At 60.4% G+C, this 15050-nt stretch carries 15 protein-coding genes; 6 read left to right on the forward strand and 9 right to left on the reverse strand.

The features are described 5' to 3' along the window. Nucleotides 1-3: 3 nt before the first annotated feature. The 3 genes from ubiB to AC1DNI_RS02250 all read left to right on the forward strand — a co-directional run bounded on the left by ubiB (nt 4) and on the right by AC1DNI_RS02250 (nt 3632). Nucleotides 4-1581 (forward strand): 2-polyprenylphenol 6-hydroxylase, encoded by a 1578-nt coding sequence (gene ubiB, locus AC1DNI_RS02240; protein ID WP_091947009.1) that lies wholly within the window; start codon nt 4-6, stop codon nt 1579-1581. A 68-nt stretch (nt 1582-1649) separates the two neighbouring features. After that, on the forward strand, nt 1650-3047 hold the full coding sequence (coaBC, locus tag AC1DNI_RS02245) for a bifunctional phosphopantothenoylcysteine decarboxylase/phosphopantothenate--cysteine ligase CoaBC (RefSeq protein ID WP_477690659.1): 1398 nt from the start codon (nt 1650-1652) through the stop codon (nt 3045-3047). 6 nt (nt 3048-3053) lie between these two features. Beyond that, a complete protein-coding gene (locus AC1DNI_RS02250; RefSeq protein WP_477690660.1) occupies nt 3054-3632 on the forward strand; it encodes a GNAT family N-acetyltransferase in 579 nt (192 codons plus the stop codon). A gap of 16 nt (nt 3633-3648) precedes the next feature. On the opposite strand, the gene AC1DNI_RS02255 is transcribed toward AC1DNI_RS02250, so the two are convergent. The 6 genes from AC1DNI_RS02255 to dut all read right to left on the reverse strand — a co-directional run bounded on the left by AC1DNI_RS02255 (nt 3649) and on the right by dut (nt 7654). After that, a complete protein-coding gene (locus AC1DNI_RS02255; RefSeq protein WP_477690661.1) occupies nt 3649-4191 on the reverse strand; it encodes an SRPBCC family protein in 543 nt (180 codons plus the stop codon). 17 nt (nt 4192-4208) lie between these two features. Beyond that, the gene (locus AC1DNI_RS02260) at nt 4209-4589 is read right to left on the reverse strand and encodes an ArsR/SmtB family transcription factor (protein ID WP_477690662.1); all 381 of its coding nucleotides are present in this window, start codon (nt 4587-4589) and stop codon (nt 4209-4211) included. A 63-nt stretch (nt 4590-4652) separates the two neighbouring features. Next, nucleotides 4653-5657 (reverse strand): proline racemase family protein, encoded by a 1005-nt coding sequence (locus tag AC1DNI_RS02265; RefSeq protein ID WP_477690663.1) that lies wholly within the window; start codon nt 5655-5657, stop codon nt 4653-4655. Then, nucleotides 5657-6313, reverse strand: a complete 657-nt coding sequence (locus AC1DNI_RS02270; RefSeq protein ID WP_477690664.1) for an HAD family hydrolase — start codon at nt 6311-6313, stop codon at nt 5657-5659. The genes AC1DNI_RS02265 and AC1DNI_RS02270 overlap by 1 nt, the downstream gene beginning before the upstream one ends. Further along, nucleotides 6314-7132 carry an isocitrate lyase/PEP mutase family protein gene (locus AC1DNI_RS02275; protein ID WP_477690665.1) on the reverse strand — a complete coding sequence of 273 codons (819 nt, stop codon included), beginning with the start codon at nt 7130-7132 and terminating at the stop codon, nt 6314-6316. Nucleotides 7133-7168: 36 nt separating this feature from the next. Then, on the reverse strand, nt 7169-7654 hold the full coding sequence (dut, locus tag AC1DNI_RS02280; protein WP_477690666.1) for a dUTP diphosphatase: 486 nt from the start codon (nt 7652-7654) through the stop codon (nt 7169-7171). Nucleotides 7655-7817: 163 nt separating this feature from the next. Between dut and AC1DNI_RS02285 the strand changes: the two genes are divergently transcribed. Further along, nucleotides 7818-8624 (forward strand): class II glutamine amidotransferase, encoded by an 807-nt coding sequence (locus AC1DNI_RS02285; RefSeq protein ID WP_477690667.1) that lies wholly within the window; start codon nt 7818-7820, stop codon nt 8622-8624. Between the two features lie 141 nt (nt 8625-8765). Here AC1DNI_RS02285 and AC1DNI_RS02290 read toward each other — a convergent pair whose 3' ends face one another. Together AC1DNI_RS02290 and AC1DNI_RS02295 are read right to left on the reverse strand one after the other, a co-directional pair. After that, on the reverse strand, nt 8766-9089 hold the full coding sequence (locus AC1DNI_RS02290; protein ID WP_244506656.1) for a HigA family addiction module antitoxin: 324 nt from the start codon (nt 9087-9089) through the stop codon (nt 8766-8768). A gap of 20 nt (nt 9090-9109) precedes the next feature. Further along, the gene (locus tag AC1DNI_RS02295; protein ID WP_153667298.1) at nt 9110-9391 is read right to left on the reverse strand and encodes a type II toxin-antitoxin system RelE/ParE family toxin; all 282 of its coding nucleotides are present in this window, start codon (nt 9389-9391) and stop codon (nt 9110-9112) included. A gap of 172 nt (nt 9392-9563) precedes the next feature. Between AC1DNI_RS02295 and AC1DNI_RS02300 the strand changes: the two genes are divergently transcribed. Next, nucleotides 9564-11153, forward strand: coding sequence for a peptide chain release factor 3 (locus AC1DNI_RS02300; protein ID WP_477690668.1), 1590 nt, complete (start codon nt 9564-9566; stop codon nt 11151-11153). Between the two features lie 15 nt (nt 11154-11168). Here the strand turns inward: AC1DNI_RS02300 and AC1DNI_RS02305 are convergent, their stop codons facing one another. Beyond that, a complete protein-coding gene (locus tag AC1DNI_RS02305) occupies nt 11169-13157 on the reverse strand; it encodes a long-chain-fatty-acid--CoA ligase (RefSeq protein WP_477690669.1) in 1989 nt (662 codons plus the stop codon). A 257-nt stretch (nt 13158-13414) separates the two neighbouring features. Here AC1DNI_RS02305 and AC1DNI_RS02310 point away from each other — a divergent pair, with 257 nt between their 5' ends. Further along, a complete protein-coding gene (locus AC1DNI_RS02310) occupies nt 13415-15049 on the forward strand; it encodes a Na+/H+ antiporter (protein WP_027230674.1) in 1635 nt (544 codons plus the stop codon). Nucleotide 15050 lies beyond the last annotated feature (1 nt).

Here is a 15050-nt window from a genome sequence, read left to right on the forward strand (position 1 = left end):
TGAATGAGTAAGCTAGCAGCGACATTCCGCCTGATGCGGGCCGGATGGATCATGACGCGTGAAGGCGTGATTTCAGCCCTGCCCGCGGACGGCCTCAGCGGTCTTCCCGCCTTTGGCCATCGCGTCGCCGGCCTTCTGGCACGCCGGCGCGCCATGACCGCGCGCCGCTCGGAGCGCATGTCACGGGCCATCAACAAGCTTGGACCATCCTACGTAAAGCTCGGGCAATTTCTGGCCACGCGTCCCGATGTGGTCGGCACGGAGGTTGCAGACGATCTGGCGTTGCTGCAGGACCAGCTGGATTTCTTCCCGATGGAAGCCTCGGTCAAGGCCATCGAAGGTTCACTCGGCCGGAGGCTCGACGATCTTTATGTAAGCTTTGACGCACCAATAGCGGCGGCATCTATTGCGCAGGTTCATCCCGCTTATGTCAATGTTGCTGGCGCGGTTGAGAAGGTTGCGGTCAAGGTTGTACGGCCGGGCGTGCGGCAGCGCTTCAACAACGATCTTGAGAGTTTTTTCCTGGTCGCGCAGTGGCAGGAACGCTACGTGCCGGCGACGCGCCGCCTGCGGCCCATCGAGGTAACCCGCACGCTCGCCCAGACCACGCGCATAGAAATGGACCTGCGTCTCGAAGCCGCCGCCCTTTCGGAGATCGGCGAGAACACCAAGGATGATCCTGGCTTTCGCGTGCCGAAGGTTGACTGGGAGCGGACAGGCCGGGATGTGCTGACGCTCGAATGGATCGACGGTATCAAGATGTCGGACATCGAGGGGCTGCGGGCGGCCGGTCACAATCTGATCGGCCTCGCCGAAACGCTGATCCAGTCCTTCCTGCGCCACACGCTGCGCGACGGCTTCTTTCATGCCGACATGCATCCGGGAAATCTTTTCGTCGATGACGAAGGCCATATCGTCGCCGTGGATTTCGGCATCACCGGCCGGCTCGGCAAGAAGGAACGGCGGTTTCTCGCCGAAATCCTCTATGGCTTCATCACCCGCGATTACGCCCGCGTCGCCGAAGTTCATTTCGAGGCCGGCTACGTCCCGCACCACCATGACGTTGCGAGCTTCGCTCAGGCGATCCGCGCCATTGGCGAGCCGATCCACGGCCAGCCGGCCGAGACGATCTCCATGGCGAAGCTCTTGACCTTGCTCTTCGAGGTTACGGAACTCTTCGACATGGAAACTCGTCCAGAACTCGTCATGTTGCAGAAAACAATGGTGGTGGTGGAGGGCGTTTCGCGCACGCTCGACCCGCATTTCAACATGTGGAAGGCGTCGGAGCCGGTTGTGGGAGGCTGGATAAGACAGAATCTCGGGCCGCAAGGCATCCTTATCGATGCGCGGGATGGCGCCCACGCGATCCTGCACCTTGCCCGTCAGGCACCGGATCTGGTGGCGCGCGCCGATCGCCTTTCGCGCGAACTCGATACGATGGCGGCAAACGGCCTTCGCTTTGACGAGCAGACCGCCAAGGCAATAGGCAAGGCCGAGGCGCGTCACACGCGGTCTGGGCGAATCGCGCTCTGGGTGATTGCACTCTGCTTTGTTTTGATCACCTACAAGCTCTTTGCTTGAGCCTTCGCCGCGTTTTGTGATAGCAATGATTGCATATTCGATCCGTGCGATCCAATGAGTGCAATCAAATGGCCAGTATCACCATTCGCAATCTGGATGATTCCATCAAGGAAAGATTGCGGGTGCGCGCCGCAGCCCATGGCCGTTCTATGGAAGAGGAGGCACGTATCATCCTCGGCGATCTGGTGGAGCACGCTCCCACGACAGTGGCTGCGGAGACGCCGATCCAGCGTGGTTCGCTGTCGGGCCGGCGAATCCTCCTCATTTTCGGCGGGGGCATTGCCGCTTATAAATGCCTTGATCTGATCCGTCGGCTTCGGGAACGCGGTGCACGCGTCCAGCCAGTGCTGACCAAGGCGGCGGAGGAATTCGTCACCCCGCTTGCTGTCGGCGCGCTTGCCGCCGACAAGGTTTTCACCGAGCTTTTTTCGCGCGAGGACGAACACGACGTCGGCCATATCCGCCTGTCGCGTGAGGCGGACCTTATTGTGGTCGCGCCTGCAACCGCGGATCTCATGGCGAAGATGGCCAATGGTCTGGCAAATGATCTGGCCTCGGCTGTACTGATGGCGACCGACAAACGCGTGCTGATTGCGCCGGCGATGAATCCGAAGATGTGGGACCATCCGGCAACCAGGCGCAACCGCGCAACCCTCGCAAAAGACGGCATCCACTTTGTCGGACCCGGCACAGGAGAAATGGCCGAAAGCGGCGAGAGCGGCGCCGGCCGCATGGCCGAACCGCTGGAAATCGTGGCGGCAATCGAGAAATTGCTGGACAGGAGGCCGAAGCCTCTTGCCGGCAAGACGATTATCATGACGTCGGGTCCGACGCATGAGCCTATCGATCCCGTTCGCTACATCGCCAATCGGTCTTCGGGCAAGCAGGGCCACGCCATAGCCGCGGCGCTTGCGCGCCTTGGGGCCACCGTGCGTCTGGTTTCCGGTCCCGTCACCATTCCGGATCCGGAAGGCGTCAGCGTTGTTCACGTCGAATCGGCGCGGGAAATGCGGGATGCGGTTGAGCAGTTTTTGCCTGCCGACGCAGCGGTCATGGTTGCGGCAGTTGCCGATTGGCGCACGGCGAACGAGGCCGGCGAAAAGATCAAGAAGAAGCCGGGTGAAACCGCGCCGGCGCTGCAGATGGTCGAGAACCCCGACATTCTGGCCGGCATTGGTCATAGCAAGTTGCGACCGCGCCTCGTCGTCGGATTTGCCGCTGAAACGCAGGATTTGCTGACCAATGCGCGCGTGAAACTTGACAAGAAGGGCGCGGACTGGATCGTCGCCAATGATGTCAGCCACGAAACCGGCGTCATGGGCGGCGACCGCAATGCTGTGCGCATTGTCACCCGCACGGGCGTCGAAGAATGGCCCGACATGAGCAAGGATGAAGTCGCAGAACGGCTGGCCGCAAGGATCGCAGCCCGCCTTACAAACGGTGGATGTCTAGACAGACGAAAGTAAATTCCCATGGCCATCGAAGTTCCCATCCTCGAAACCGATCGTATCATCCTGCGCGCGCACCGCAGCGAGGATTTCGACGCAGTGCATGCCATGTGGCAGCATCCGGCGATCTACGAACAGATCACGGGCAAGCTGTCGACCCGCGAGCAATCCTGGGCGCGGCTTCTGCGCTATGGCGGGCTGTGGAACATGATCGGCTTTGGCTTCTGGGCCATGGAAGACAAGGCGAGCGGGGAATTCATCGGTGAGATGGGCTATGCCGATTTCAGGCGCGAGATTACGCCCGGTTTCGGCGACGCACCGGAAATGGGTTGGGTTCTCGCGCCCAACGCACACGGCAAGGGCTACGCGAGCGAGGCGCTGTCACGCGTCGTGGCGTGGGGCGACACGTTCTTCAACCAGGAGCGCGCGGTGTGCATCATTTCACCGAAAAATACTGCCTCTCAGCGGCTCGCGGCGAAGAATGGATTTGTGAAGGTTCTGGAGACCACCTATACCGACGAGCCGGTTTTCCTTCTGGAGCGCAAGTTCCAGTTTGTGAATGGAGCAGAAGCCGGCCTGTCACCGGCTCCTGCGGCTAGGTAAGTCGAAGCTAACGCAATTAATTTTTGATGACTTGGCTGTATTCGTCGCGAACGCGCTGGTAATTGCTCCAGAAACCGACTGGTGCTTTGCCCTCAAGGTGGTCGATGAGGACACCGAGATGCGCGTGCCATCCGCTTGCGACGCTGACCATCGAATCGGTGCTGGCGAGGCGCGTATGCGTAAGTTTCAGAAGCGTATCGCTGCCACTTGCTGAAAGTTCGAACGTCACTTCAGAATCCTGGCCACCATCGGGCCAGGTGATGACGAGCAGATGCGGCGGCTCATAGCGCAGCACCTTGCTCTCAAAGCCCGAGCCTTCATATTTCTGAAATTCTGCCGGCGTGTTTTCGTGCGACAAATGCGAATGTTGGAAGGTCAGCTTGACTGGCCCACCGACAAAGTCGGCCATGGGCCCGCTCGCCAGCCATTTGGCGCGCTTGTCGGATTCGGTAAGATAGGCCCAAACTCGCTCCAACGGGCCCGGCAGCAGACGTTCGAGGCGAAGCGTTCGCGGTGCGGTGACAACGCCGAGACGATCATTTCCAATATGCTGGTGCATTTCGTTCTCCTTTGATTTCAAGGTTCTGCCGGTTTGGTCGGCGTTGGTCCAGTTGCTCCCGCCGATGTTCGATCTTCGTCGCGAAGCAGCTTTTCGAGATCGTCGAGTCGCGTCGTCCAGAACCGCTCGTAATGCCGCAACCATTCCTGAGCTTCGGCGAGCCGCGCCGCCTGAAGCTCGCATATATGGGTGCGGCCCCGGACATTGCGGCGCACGAGCCCGGCCGATTCCAACACCCGGATATGTTTCGACGCTCCCGCCAGCGACATGTTGAATGGCGTGGCCAGCTCGCTGACCGTGTGTTCGCCATTTGAAAGCCGGTGCAGCATTGCCCGCCGTGTTGGATCGGAAAGAGCGTGGAATATCGCGTCGAGATGGGGCGTCTGAAATTCAACCATACGGTTTAATATCAGTGCGGAAAATAATAGTCAACCAGTTGGTTTAATAATATTGGTGCTTCGTTAAAGAACGAGGAATCCTTGTCCGAGCGGATCGTCCGCCTCGACAAGGAATTCGGCCTTGCCGCTGTAATAGGCGTGGCCGGAGACGCGAGCGGTGATGGCATCGAAATTGCCCGCTTTTGTCTGCGAGGCGACAAATCCGGCAAAGCGCGATCCGACGATGCTTTCGAAGATGCGCGCATTGCCCTCGCGGATTTGACCCTTGGCGTGCATGGCGGCAAGCCGGGCCGTCACGCCAGAACCCGTGGGCGAACGATCGAGCTGCGCATCGGCAAAGATGCAGACGTTCTTCGTCGGCGCCTCATTCCACATGTCGTTGCCGTCGGTGAGGATCGAGCCATAAAGAAAAGCAAGGTCCTTGTGATCGGGATGATCGAGCGGGACGCCTTCCTTGACAGCTTCGGTCAAGGCGGTCGCCGCATCGATGAACCTGCGTGCCGGGTGGCGTCCGAATTCGAGGCCGAACTGGGTCGCATCGGCAAGCGCGTAAAACGCGCCGCCATAAGCGACGTCGAATTTTACGGGTCCGAAGGCTGGCAGGTCCACCTCCTGGTCGGCGGCAAAAAGGAAGGCCGGAACGCTTTCGAAGGAAACCCCGCCGGACTTGCCGTCGTTTACTTCTACGGAAGCAACCACCATGCCGCAGGGGCATTCGATATGTACGGTCGTCACAGGTTCGACCTTGGGCACCAGGCCGTAATCGACAGCATAGCGGCCGAGCGCGATGATCGCGTGGCCGCACATGGTTGAATAGCCCTCATTGTGCATGAACAGGACCGCAAGGTCCGCCCCCGGCAGGTTTGGTTCCACGAGAACAGCGCCATACATGTCGAAGTGACCGCGCGGTTCGAAAATCAGGATCTTGCGCAAATTGTCGTAGCCATCCCGGACCTGGGCGCGCTTTTCTAGAATTGTGCTTTTCGGCAAGGCGGGATAGCCCGACGTCACGATCCGCAAGGGTTCGCCGCCGGTGTGCATATCGATGACTTTGAGGAGGTCCGCCATCAGGCAATCCCCAGGAGCGTCGGCAATTTTCGCATATCGTCAAAGAGAATGCCGCCAGCCGCTGCCAGCCCCTCATGGTCGGCATGCTCATCGCCGCAATAGGAGAATACCCGCATGCCCGCCGCCGTGCCGGCGGTGGTCCCCGCGACACTGTCTTCGATCACGACCGCACGGCCGGGTTCGACGCCCATTTCGCTCGCGGCATGCAGGAAGAGATCGGGAAAAGGCTTGCCGCGCGCCACCATGGAGGCGCTGTAGAGGACCTCTGCGAAATGCGCGATCAGCCCGCTCTTGCCGAGTGTGAGGTGCATCTTTTCGACATTGGCGGATGAGGCGACGCAGTAGGAAAGATCGGCCTTCTTGACGGCGGTTATGACGGTTTCAATATGCGGGATAGCTTCGACGCCCGCTTCGAAGATGATCGGCATGGCTCCGTACCAGCGCTCGACAAAATCATCGCCGAGAAGATGGCCTTCGGCTTCAACCCTCTCCTTGACTGCGCGCATCGGCATGCCGCACAGGTTCTTGCGCGCTTCCTCGAAGGTAATGCCATAGCCGCAGGCGTTGAGCATCTTAACGAGGTGCCGGTTTGCAAGCGTTTCTGTATCGACCAGAACCCCGTCACAGTCGAAAATCACCAGATCGGGGCGCGTCATTCAGTTGTCCTTGTCCATACCTTGAGAGAAGAGCCGCTGCAGGTCGCCGAAAGGCACACCCGCTTGAGAGAACCCGAAGGTGCCCTTGTCGAGAACCTCGCGCACGGCATCCCGGATCGCGGTGAAGGCGGCGGTCGTCAGGCGCGGTCCGAGCGATATGCGCCGCACGCCGATGGATGCGAGTTCGCTGACCGACAAGGGTGCCGGGGCAAGCACGCTCACCGGCTTCGAGACGGATTTGCAGATCGTTTCTATGCTTTCACGGTCGGAAATGCCGGGCGCAAAGAGCACGTCGGCGCCGGCCGCTTCGAATGCCTGCAGCCGCCTGATCGTATCGTCGAGATCGTTGCGCCCGTGCAGGAAGTTTTCGGCCCGCGCGGTGAAGACGAAATCACCCTTCAGGGCGCGCGCCGCTTCCGCGGCGGCGGCCACGCGCTCGACCGCATGGGAAAACTCGTAGATCGGCTGTGCCGGATCGCCGGAAAAATCCTCGAGCGAGCAACCGGCGAGCCCTGCGGCTTCCGCCGCAAAGATGGTTTCTCCAGCGCTGTCGGCACTGTCGCCCTTGCCCTTTTCAAGGTCGCCGGAAATGGGCAGGTCAGTTGCCGCCACGAGATCGCGGCAATGCTGCATCATCACATCGAAGGTGATCGCCCCATCGGGGAGGCCGCGCGAAAAGGCAAACCCGGCGCTGCTGGTCGCCAGCGCCTTGAACCCCATGGAGGCAAGGAATTTAGCGGTTCCCGGATCCCATGGGTTGGGCATGATGAAGGTCTCGGGACTTTCATGCAGCTGACGGAAAACCAAACCCTTGTCCATACCGGCCTCCAATTGGACGCTGAGAGTCTCGTCCTGTTATGATGTTCCCGTTGATCCGAAGCCGCCGGCACCCCGTGCCGTCTCGCTGGCATGTTGCCGCTCTTCGATCGAAAGCTGCACCACCGGCGCCACGACGACCTGCGCGATGCGCATGCCGCGCTCCACATAGAAGTCGTCTTCGCCGAGGTTGATCAGGATTACTTTTACCTCACCACGATAGTCGGAATCAATCGTTCCCGGGGTGTTGAGGCAGGTAATTCCGTGCTTGAGGGCAAGGCCCGATCGCGGGCGCACCTGCGCCTCGAAGCCCTGCGGTACCTCGAAGATCAGCCCGGTCGGCACCAGCGCCCTCCGCCCCGGTAACAGCAGGAGCGGACGATCGGCCGGAACCGCTGCGCGCAGATCCATTCCGGCAGATCCCGATGTTTCATAGGCGGGCAGGTCGATATCCTGACCGTGCGGCAGCCTGACCAGGCCGAGAGCAGGATTTTTTGGGCGAACGGAATCGTTTTCTTGGGACATGAGAGACCTTTTTCACCAGTGGGCGGCACGCGTCAACTCACAAGATTTGCAGCATCCATCCTTTGCACACAATCCCCTTCTACCGAGCTACTCCAATCGAGGCGATTCACAATGGCGCAATTGCAGGCTATTGTGAGCCGACTTGCTCTTAACCAGGTGATTCATGTGTCGTTGGGCAGCCTATCTTGGACCGCAGCTCTATCTTGAAGATGTCATCGCTTCTCCCTGCCATTCCCTGATCGCACAGAGCCATGATGCGCACGAGGCCAAGACCCGCACCAACGGCGACGGTTTCGGCGTTGCCTGGTATGGCGAACGCGACGAGCCCGGCCTCTACCGCGATATCCTTCCCGCCTGGTCGGACCAGAACCTGAAAAGCCTGTCGCGGCAGATCCGCTCGCACCTTTTCCTCGCCCACGTGCGTGCCTCGACCGGCGGGGCGACGAGCCGCGCCAATTGCCATCCCTTCGTGTCGGGTCGATGGAGCTTCATGCACAATGGCCAGATAGGCCATTTCGACAAGCTTCGGCGCGGGTTGGAGGCGCGTCTCGACGATGGCCTCTATGCGCAAAAGCTGGGCTCCACGGATTCAGAGCTGATCTTCCTGCTCATGCTGCAACACGGTCTCGACGATGACGCCCCGACGGCCCTGACGGGCACCGTCAACGCCATCACTGCCGAAGCCGAGCGGGCGGGCGTGCCCGCCTTCATCCGACTGACGGCCGCCTTTTCCGACGGCCGGCAGCTTTACGCCGTGCGCTATGCCACGGACCGCTTCGCTCCTTCGCTCTATACCGCTAGCCTTGCGCCGAGCGCCGGGCTCTGCGTCGTCTCCGAGCCGCTCGACGGCGAGGCCGGCAACTGGATGCCGGTGCCACCCAACAGTTTCGTGACTGTGCGAAACACGAAGCGCATCGCCATCGAGCCATTCATGGCCGAAGAAGCGGCAAGGCGTGTCGAGGTCGTGTAGCGCTGCCAAGGCAGGAGACGGCAGTTTAAGCGCATTCGAGCGGGCGGGAGTACCTTGCGGCTTTTCTTGTAGTACCTCTGGAGCACACACGCGGTCGGGGCTCGGCCCTCTCCACCGTTATCCTCCACTCCACCTCGCTGTCTACGCGGCCTGCAACGATAATATCTGTTCGATTTCGTCCCTCTTTGCACGAGCCTCAATCTTGAGGTCATAGCCCGTCTGCAAATTCATCCAGAATTCCGGGGCGGTGCTGAAAAACTTTCCCAAACGCAACGCCGTGTCCGGCGTTATCGAGGTCTGTTCCGCTACGAGACGCTCTATGCGTGTCCGGGGCACATGAAGTGCCTTGGCCAATGCGCCGGCGCTCATATCGAGCGGGACGAGATATTCCTCGCGCAGGATTTCGCCCGGATGAATAGGGGGCAACATGTCACCCGGACGCGGCGAGGAGTGCTTGATTGTCATGGTCCTGGTCTCCGCGTTAACTAGTGATAGTCGATGATCTCCACGTCAATGGCGCCGGCGCGAGTCCATCGGAAGCATATACGCCATTGGTCATTGATGCGGATAGAATGCTGGCCGGACCTCGCACCTTTCAAGGCTTCCAGCCGGTTCGCCGGCGGCGACCGGAGGTCGTCCAATGACGTTGCAAACTCAATCATGGTCAGTTTCCGATGAGCGCGCCGCACAATGTCCGGTGGAAAGCCTTTTGGATTTTTCCCTGATGCAATAGCCTCGGTCTGCTTGTCCTTGAACGAACATATCATCACCGCCTCAAATAGATGTATCATATCGTGATACAAGTTGCGGTCAAGGGCCGAGTATCACGCCGTGATACAATATTGCTGTAACCCCTTCGCCAAATCCAAGTGTCGACGTGGAAGGCATTGGCTGATAGAAGGCGCGCAATCCTTTCACTATAAAGTTCGAGCCTTCCTCATGTCTTCTGCCGACCATCCTGTCACCAAGCGCCGTACCTTCGCGATTATTGCGCACCCTGACGCCGGTAAAACCACCCTCACCGAAAAGCTGCTGCTGTTCGGCGGGGCGATCCAGCTTGCCGGCGAGGTCAAGGCCAAGAAGGACCGCATGCAGACGCGCTCCGACTGGATGAATATCGAACGCGACCGCGGCATTTCCGTCGTTACCTCGGTGATGACCTTCGAGTACAAGGATTGCATCTTCAACCTCCTGGATACGCCAGGCCACGAGGATTTCGCCGACGACACCTACCGCACGCTGACCGCTGTCGACAGCGCCGTCATGGTCATCGACGCCGCCAAGGGTATCGAGTCGCGGACCTTGAAGCTCTTCGAGGTCTGCCGTATGCGCGACATCCCGATCGTAACTTTCATCAACAAGATGGACCGCGAGAGCCGCGATCCGTACGAAATTCTCGATGAGATCGAGCAGAAGCTTGCGCTCGACACGGCGCCGATCACCTGGCCGATCGGGCGCGGCAAGAGCTTTGCCGGCACCTATAATCTCAAGGACAATACGGTGCGCCGCCGCGACGAGGAAGAAGTGCCGACGCCGGTCAACGGCCCTGAAGCGGATGCGGCCTCGGGGCTCTTGCCCGAAAATGAGCGCCGGGACTGGATCGACGAGGTGACGCTGGCCCGCGACGCCTGCAACGCCTTCGATCTCCAGGCCTTTCGCGAAGGCCATCTGACCCCGGTCTATTTCGGCTCGGCGCTGCGCAATTACGGCGTGCGCGATTTGATCGAAGCCTTCTGCGATTTCGGTCCAAGCCCGCGCGACCAGGACGCCGATACGCGCAAGGTCGCGGCCGAAGAAGAGAAGATGACCGGCTTCGTCTTCAAGATTCAGGCAAATATGGATCCGAACCATCGCGACCGCATCGCGTTCCTGCGCGTGTGTTCGGGCAAGCTTTCCCGTGGCATGAAGGCGAAGCTCGTGCGCACAGGCAAGCCGATGAGCTTGTCGGCGCCGCAATTCTTCTTTGCGCGCAGCCGCCAGATCGCCGACGAGGCCTGGGCCGGCGACGTCGTTGGCATTCCCAATCACGGCACGCTGCGCATCGGTGATACCCTCACGGAAGGCGAGGATCTTCTCTTCCGTGGCGTGCCCAACTTTGCGCCGGAGATCCTGCGCCGGGTGCGGCTCGACGATGCGATGAAGGCCAAGAAATTGCGCGAAGCCCTGCAGCAGATGGCGGAAGAAGGCGTCGTGCAGCTGTTCCTGCCCGATGACGGCTCGCCGGCCATCGTCGGCGTGGTCGGGGCGCTGCAGATCGACGTCCTTACCGAGCGGCTGAAGGTGGAATATACCCTGCCGGTCGGATTCGAGCCGGCACGCTTTACCGTTGCGCGCTGGATATCGGCCGACGATCCGGCTGAGTTGCAGCGCTTCATCAATGCGCACCGCGCCGATATCGCCCATGATCTGGATAATGATCCGGTGTTCCTCGCTCAAAACAGCTTCTCGCTGTCCTATGAGGCGGAACGCTGGAAGGCGATCCGCTTCACGGCGATCAAGGACTATCAGGTGCGCGAGAAGGCGGCCTAACCGGCCGCCAAGGCTCTAGCCGCGCAGTTCCCGCCGCAAAATCTTGCCGACATTGCTCTTCGGCAATTCGTCGCGAAATTCGACGGAGCGCGGGCGCTTGTAGTTTGTCAGCCGCTCGGCGCAGAAGGCGCGCACGGCTTCCTCGGTGAGGGCAGGGTCCTTGCGCACGATGAAGAGCTTTACGCTTTCGCCGGAATGATCGTTGGGAACGCCGATCGCTGCCGCTTCGCGGATACCGGGATGCTCCATCGCAACTTCCTCGATCTCGTTCGGGTAGACATTGAACCCGGAAACCAGGATCATATCCTTCTTGCGGTCGACGATCTTGGTGAAGCCGCGCTCATCCATGAAACCCATGTCACCTGAGCGGAAGAAACCGTCCGCCGTCATCACCTTTGCGGTTTCGTCAGGCCGGTTCCAGTAGCCCGCCATCACCTGCGGGCCGCGAATACAGATCTCGCCGACATCGTGCAGGGCAAGCTCCTTGCCGTCGTCATTGCGGATCGAAATGTCGGTGGAAGGGACGGGGAGGCCGATCGTTCCGGAAAATTCGGTGGCATCGAGCCGGTTGGCCGATGCAACGGGCGAGGTTTCCGAAAGGCCGTAGCCCTCGGTGATCACGCATCCGGTAATCTCCTTCCAGCGATCGGCAACGGGCTTTTGCACAGCCATGCCGCCGCCGAGCGAAAGGATAAGCTCCCTGAAGTCGAGCTTGCGGAAATCCTCATTGTTCATGAGGCCGTTGAAGAGCGTGTTGAGGCCGGGAAAGATGTGCATCTTGTGCTTGCGCAGTTCCTTGACGAAGCCCGGTATGTCACGCGGATTGGGAATGAGAATATTCACCGCGCCATGCTGCATGCCCATCATCGCGTTCACCGTCAGGGCGAATATGTGATAAAGGGGCAGCGCGCAGATGAAGGTGAGATCCTTCGGACGGCCCTTGAGGCGATAGGCAACGTCGCACCAGACGTTCATCTGCGCCACATTGGCGACGATATTGCCATGGGTGAGGATCGCGCCTTTTGAGATGCCGGTCGTGCCGCCGGTATATTGCAGGAAGGCAATATCCGTCGCCTTGAGTTCCACATGCCGCATGCTTTGGGCGCCGCCCTTGGCGAGCGCTGTCTTGAACGGCACATGCCCCGGCAGCGACCAGGTCGGCACCATCTTCTTTACCCGGCGCACGACGAGATTAACGACGTGACCCTTGAGACCCATCATGTCGCCCATGGCGGCGACGACGACGTGCTGGACCGGCGTTTTGGTGATGACTTTCTGCAGCGTTGCCGCGAAATTTTCGAGAATGACGATCGCCTTGGCGCCGCTGTCCTTGAGCTGATGCTCGAGCTCGCGCGGCGTGTAGAGCGGATTGATATTGACCACCGTATAGCCGGCCCGAAGTATGGCGGCGATGGTGATCGGGTATTGCAGTATGTTGGGCATCATCACCGCGATGCGGTCGCCCTTTTCGAGCCCGCGTGACTGAAACCATGCCCCAAGCGCACGGGAATAATTCTTTAGCTGCGTGTAGGTGATGCTCACGCCCATGCAGTTGAAAGCAGGCCTTTCGGCATAGTCGCTGAATACGCGCGTGAAAAGATCGGCGACCGATTCGTACGGCGAGGTCACTTCGGCCGGCACGCCGTCGGGATAATTGCTCACCCAGAACTTGGGTGTCGGCTGAGCCGGGGCGTGGGCGACTGGCTGCGCTGCCTGCTTTGCCTGTTTCGGCCGCGCCGCCGGCTTTTCGTCAACAGGTTTTGACGCGGCTTTCGGGGCCGCCTTCTTCGCGGCCGTGCCAGGCTTGGCAGCTGCCTTCGGCTTCGTCGTATTGGCGGCAGCCTTCGTCCTCGCTGCCGGTTTGCCCGCGGCCTTGGCCACACCATCGGCACTCGCCTTGGCGGCGGTTCCGGACGTCCTTTTTACGGACGCCGTAGCAGTCTTCGCTGCTTCACGGTCCGTGGACGGCGCGGATTTGCTCCTGCGTGTTGTCTCTTTGGCCACACTAAACCTCCCTGCTTGCTTCCCAAACCCGAACGCAATCTCCCCACCGCGTTCGATGCTACCCAACTCTGCTATCTATTGCGAGAGGCGCTGCGCTGGCAAGTATTTACATTAACGTAAACGTAAAAACTGGATGTCCGGCATTCTACCCAAGTCTGGCGATTCATCGATTTGGTGACATCCGGGCACAAAGTTGCCAAGGTTCGTCTCGACAAAGCAGTGGCAACCTGAAATCACCGGATCGAATCGGATCAACTGTGGAAACCATTACCGTCATCCTGTTGATGCTCCTTGCCGTTGTGGTCAGCGACTCCATCGTGCGCGCGCTGCCCCTGCCAGTGCCGCTGCCGCTGGTGCAGATCGGGCTCGGTGCACTCATCGCCTCGGTGACGACCATACGCGTGGAACTCGATCCGGATATCTTCTTCCTCCTGTTTCTGCCGCCGCTGCTCTTCCTCGATGGCTGGCGCATCCCGAAGGAGGGGCTCTTTCGCGATAAGGGCATTATCCTCGAAATGGCGCTCGGCCTTGTTGTCTTCACGGTGGTAGGCCTCGGCTATCTCATTTACTGGATGATTCCCTCGATCCCGCTTCCCGTCGCCTTTGCGCTCGCGGCAATCGTATCGCCCACGGACCCGATTGCCGTGTCGGGCATTGCCGCGCGGGTGCCGATACCGTCGCGCATGATGCACATTCTCGAGGGCGAATCGCTGTTGAACGATGCGTCCGGCCTCGTCTGCATGCGCTTTGCCGTCGCGGCCATGCTGACCGGTGCTTTCTCCATTTCGGACGCATTCTTCACCTTCCTTTGGCTGGCGATCGGCGGCATCGCCATTGGCGTCGGCGTCACGCTCGGCGTAACGAGGGGCAAGGCCTTTCTCGCCCGCCATCTCGGTGAAGAAAGCGGCTCGCAGATCCTGATCAGCCTGCTCATTCCATTCGGCGCCTATCTTCTCGCCGAGCATGTCCATGCCTCGGGCATCCTCGCCGCCGTCGCCGCCGGCATCACCATGAGCTATGCCGAGATCACCGGTCAGGCGCTGGCCGTCACGCGCGTGCGCCGCACGGCTGTCTGGGATACGGTGCAGTTCGCCGCCAATGGCGCAATCTTCGTCCTGCTCGGCGAACAGCTTCCCGGCATCTTTTCCGGAGCGGTCGAGAACATCGCCGCGGGTCGCTCGTCGCCCTGGTGGCTAGTCGTGTATATCGTGGTCATCACGCTTGCGCTCGGCGCGCTGCGATTTGCCTGGGTCTGGGCGTCATGGAGTATTACCCTCTCACGAACGGCAGGAACGCGCGAGCAGATCCTCGTGCGGCCGAGCTGGCGACTTGTCGCCACCATGTCGGTTGCCGGCGTACGCGGTGCCATAACGCTTGCCGGCATACTGACGTTGCCGCTTTTCCTCTATGATGGCAGCCTGTTTCCGGCACGCGATCTCGTTATTTTCCTTGCGGCCGGCGTCATCATCCTCTCGCTTGTGGTTGCCAGCATCGCCCTTCCACGCCTGCTGAACAATATCGAGGTTCCTGTCGAGGCCTCGCATCGCAAGGAGGAAGATTACGCCCGAATCGCCGCCGCAGAAGCGGCCATCATGGCGGTCGAGCGCGCGCAGCACGATCTCGCCGCTGGCCGGCCGGATGCCGATCTCTACGCGGATGTGGCGGCGCAGATCATGGAACTCTACCGCAAGCGCATTGACGGCCGCATGCGTCTCGGCGAAGAGCGCGAGCAGACCGCGCAGACCGACGAAGTTGAGAAAGTGCTGTTCACCACCGCGCTGAAAGCCGAGCGCCAGGAAATCTATCGGCTGGTGCGCGCCCGGCGGCTAGAGACTGCCGTCGCAACGAAGATGGTGCGCGATATCGATTTGCTCGAGGCGCGGTACGGGTAGG

This window comes from Phyllobacterium sp. 01N428 (assembly GCF_056399405.1).

What these genes read in the sequence shown, in the direction of transcription:
- ubiB (WP_091947009.1), top strand. Translation starts at nt 4, where the DNA reads ATGAGTAAGCTAGCAGCGACATTCCGCCTGATGCGGGCCGGATGGATC.
- coaBC (WP_477690659.1), top strand. Translation starts at nt 1,650, where the DNA reads ATGGCCAGTATCACCATTCGCAATCTGGATGATTCCATCAAGGAAAGA.
- AC1DNI_RS02250 (WP_477690660.1), top strand. Translation starts at nt 3,054, where the DNA reads ATGGCCATCGAAGTTCCCATCCTCGAAACCGATCGTATCATCCTGCGC.
- AC1DNI_RS02255 (WP_477690661.1), bottom strand. Translation starts at nt 4,191, where the DNA reads ATGCACCAGCATATTGGAAATGATCGTCTCGGCGTTGTCACCGCACCG.
- AC1DNI_RS02260 (WP_477690662.1), bottom strand. Translation starts at nt 4,589, where the DNA reads ATGGTTGAATTTCAGACGCCCCATCTCGACGCGATATTCCACGCTCTT.
- AC1DNI_RS02265 (WP_477690663.1), bottom strand. Translation starts at nt 5,657, where the DNA reads ATGGCGGACCTCCTCAAAGTCATCGATATGCACACCGGCGGCGAACCC.
- AC1DNI_RS02270 (WP_477690664.1), bottom strand. Translation starts at nt 6,313, where the DNA reads ATGACGCGCCCCGATCTGGTGATTTTCGACTGTGACGGGGTTCTGGTC.
- AC1DNI_RS02275 (WP_477690665.1), bottom strand. Translation starts at nt 7,132, where the DNA reads ATGGACAAGGGTTTGGTTTTCCGTCAGCTGCATGAAAGTCCCGAGACC.
- dut (WP_477690666.1), bottom strand. Translation starts at nt 7,654, where the DNA reads ATGTCCCAAGAAAACGATTCCGTTCGCCCAAAAAATCCTGCTCTCGGC.
- AC1DNI_RS02285 (WP_477690667.1), top strand. Translation starts at nt 7,818, where the DNA reads ATGTGTCGTTGGGCAGCCTATCTTGGACCGCAGCTCTATCTTGAAGAT.
- AC1DNI_RS02290 (WP_244506656.1), bottom strand. Translation starts at nt 9,089, where the DNA reads ATGACAATCAAGCACTCCTCGCCGCGTCCGGGTGACATGTTGCCCCCT.
- AC1DNI_RS02295 (WP_153667298.1), bottom strand. Translation starts at nt 9,391, where the DNA reads ATGATATGTTCGTTCAAGGACAAGCAGACCGAGGCTATTGCATCAGGG.
- AC1DNI_RS02300 (WP_477690668.1), top strand. Translation starts at nt 9,564, where the DNA reads ATGTCTTCTGCCGACCATCCTGTCACCAAGCGCCGTACCTTCGCGATT.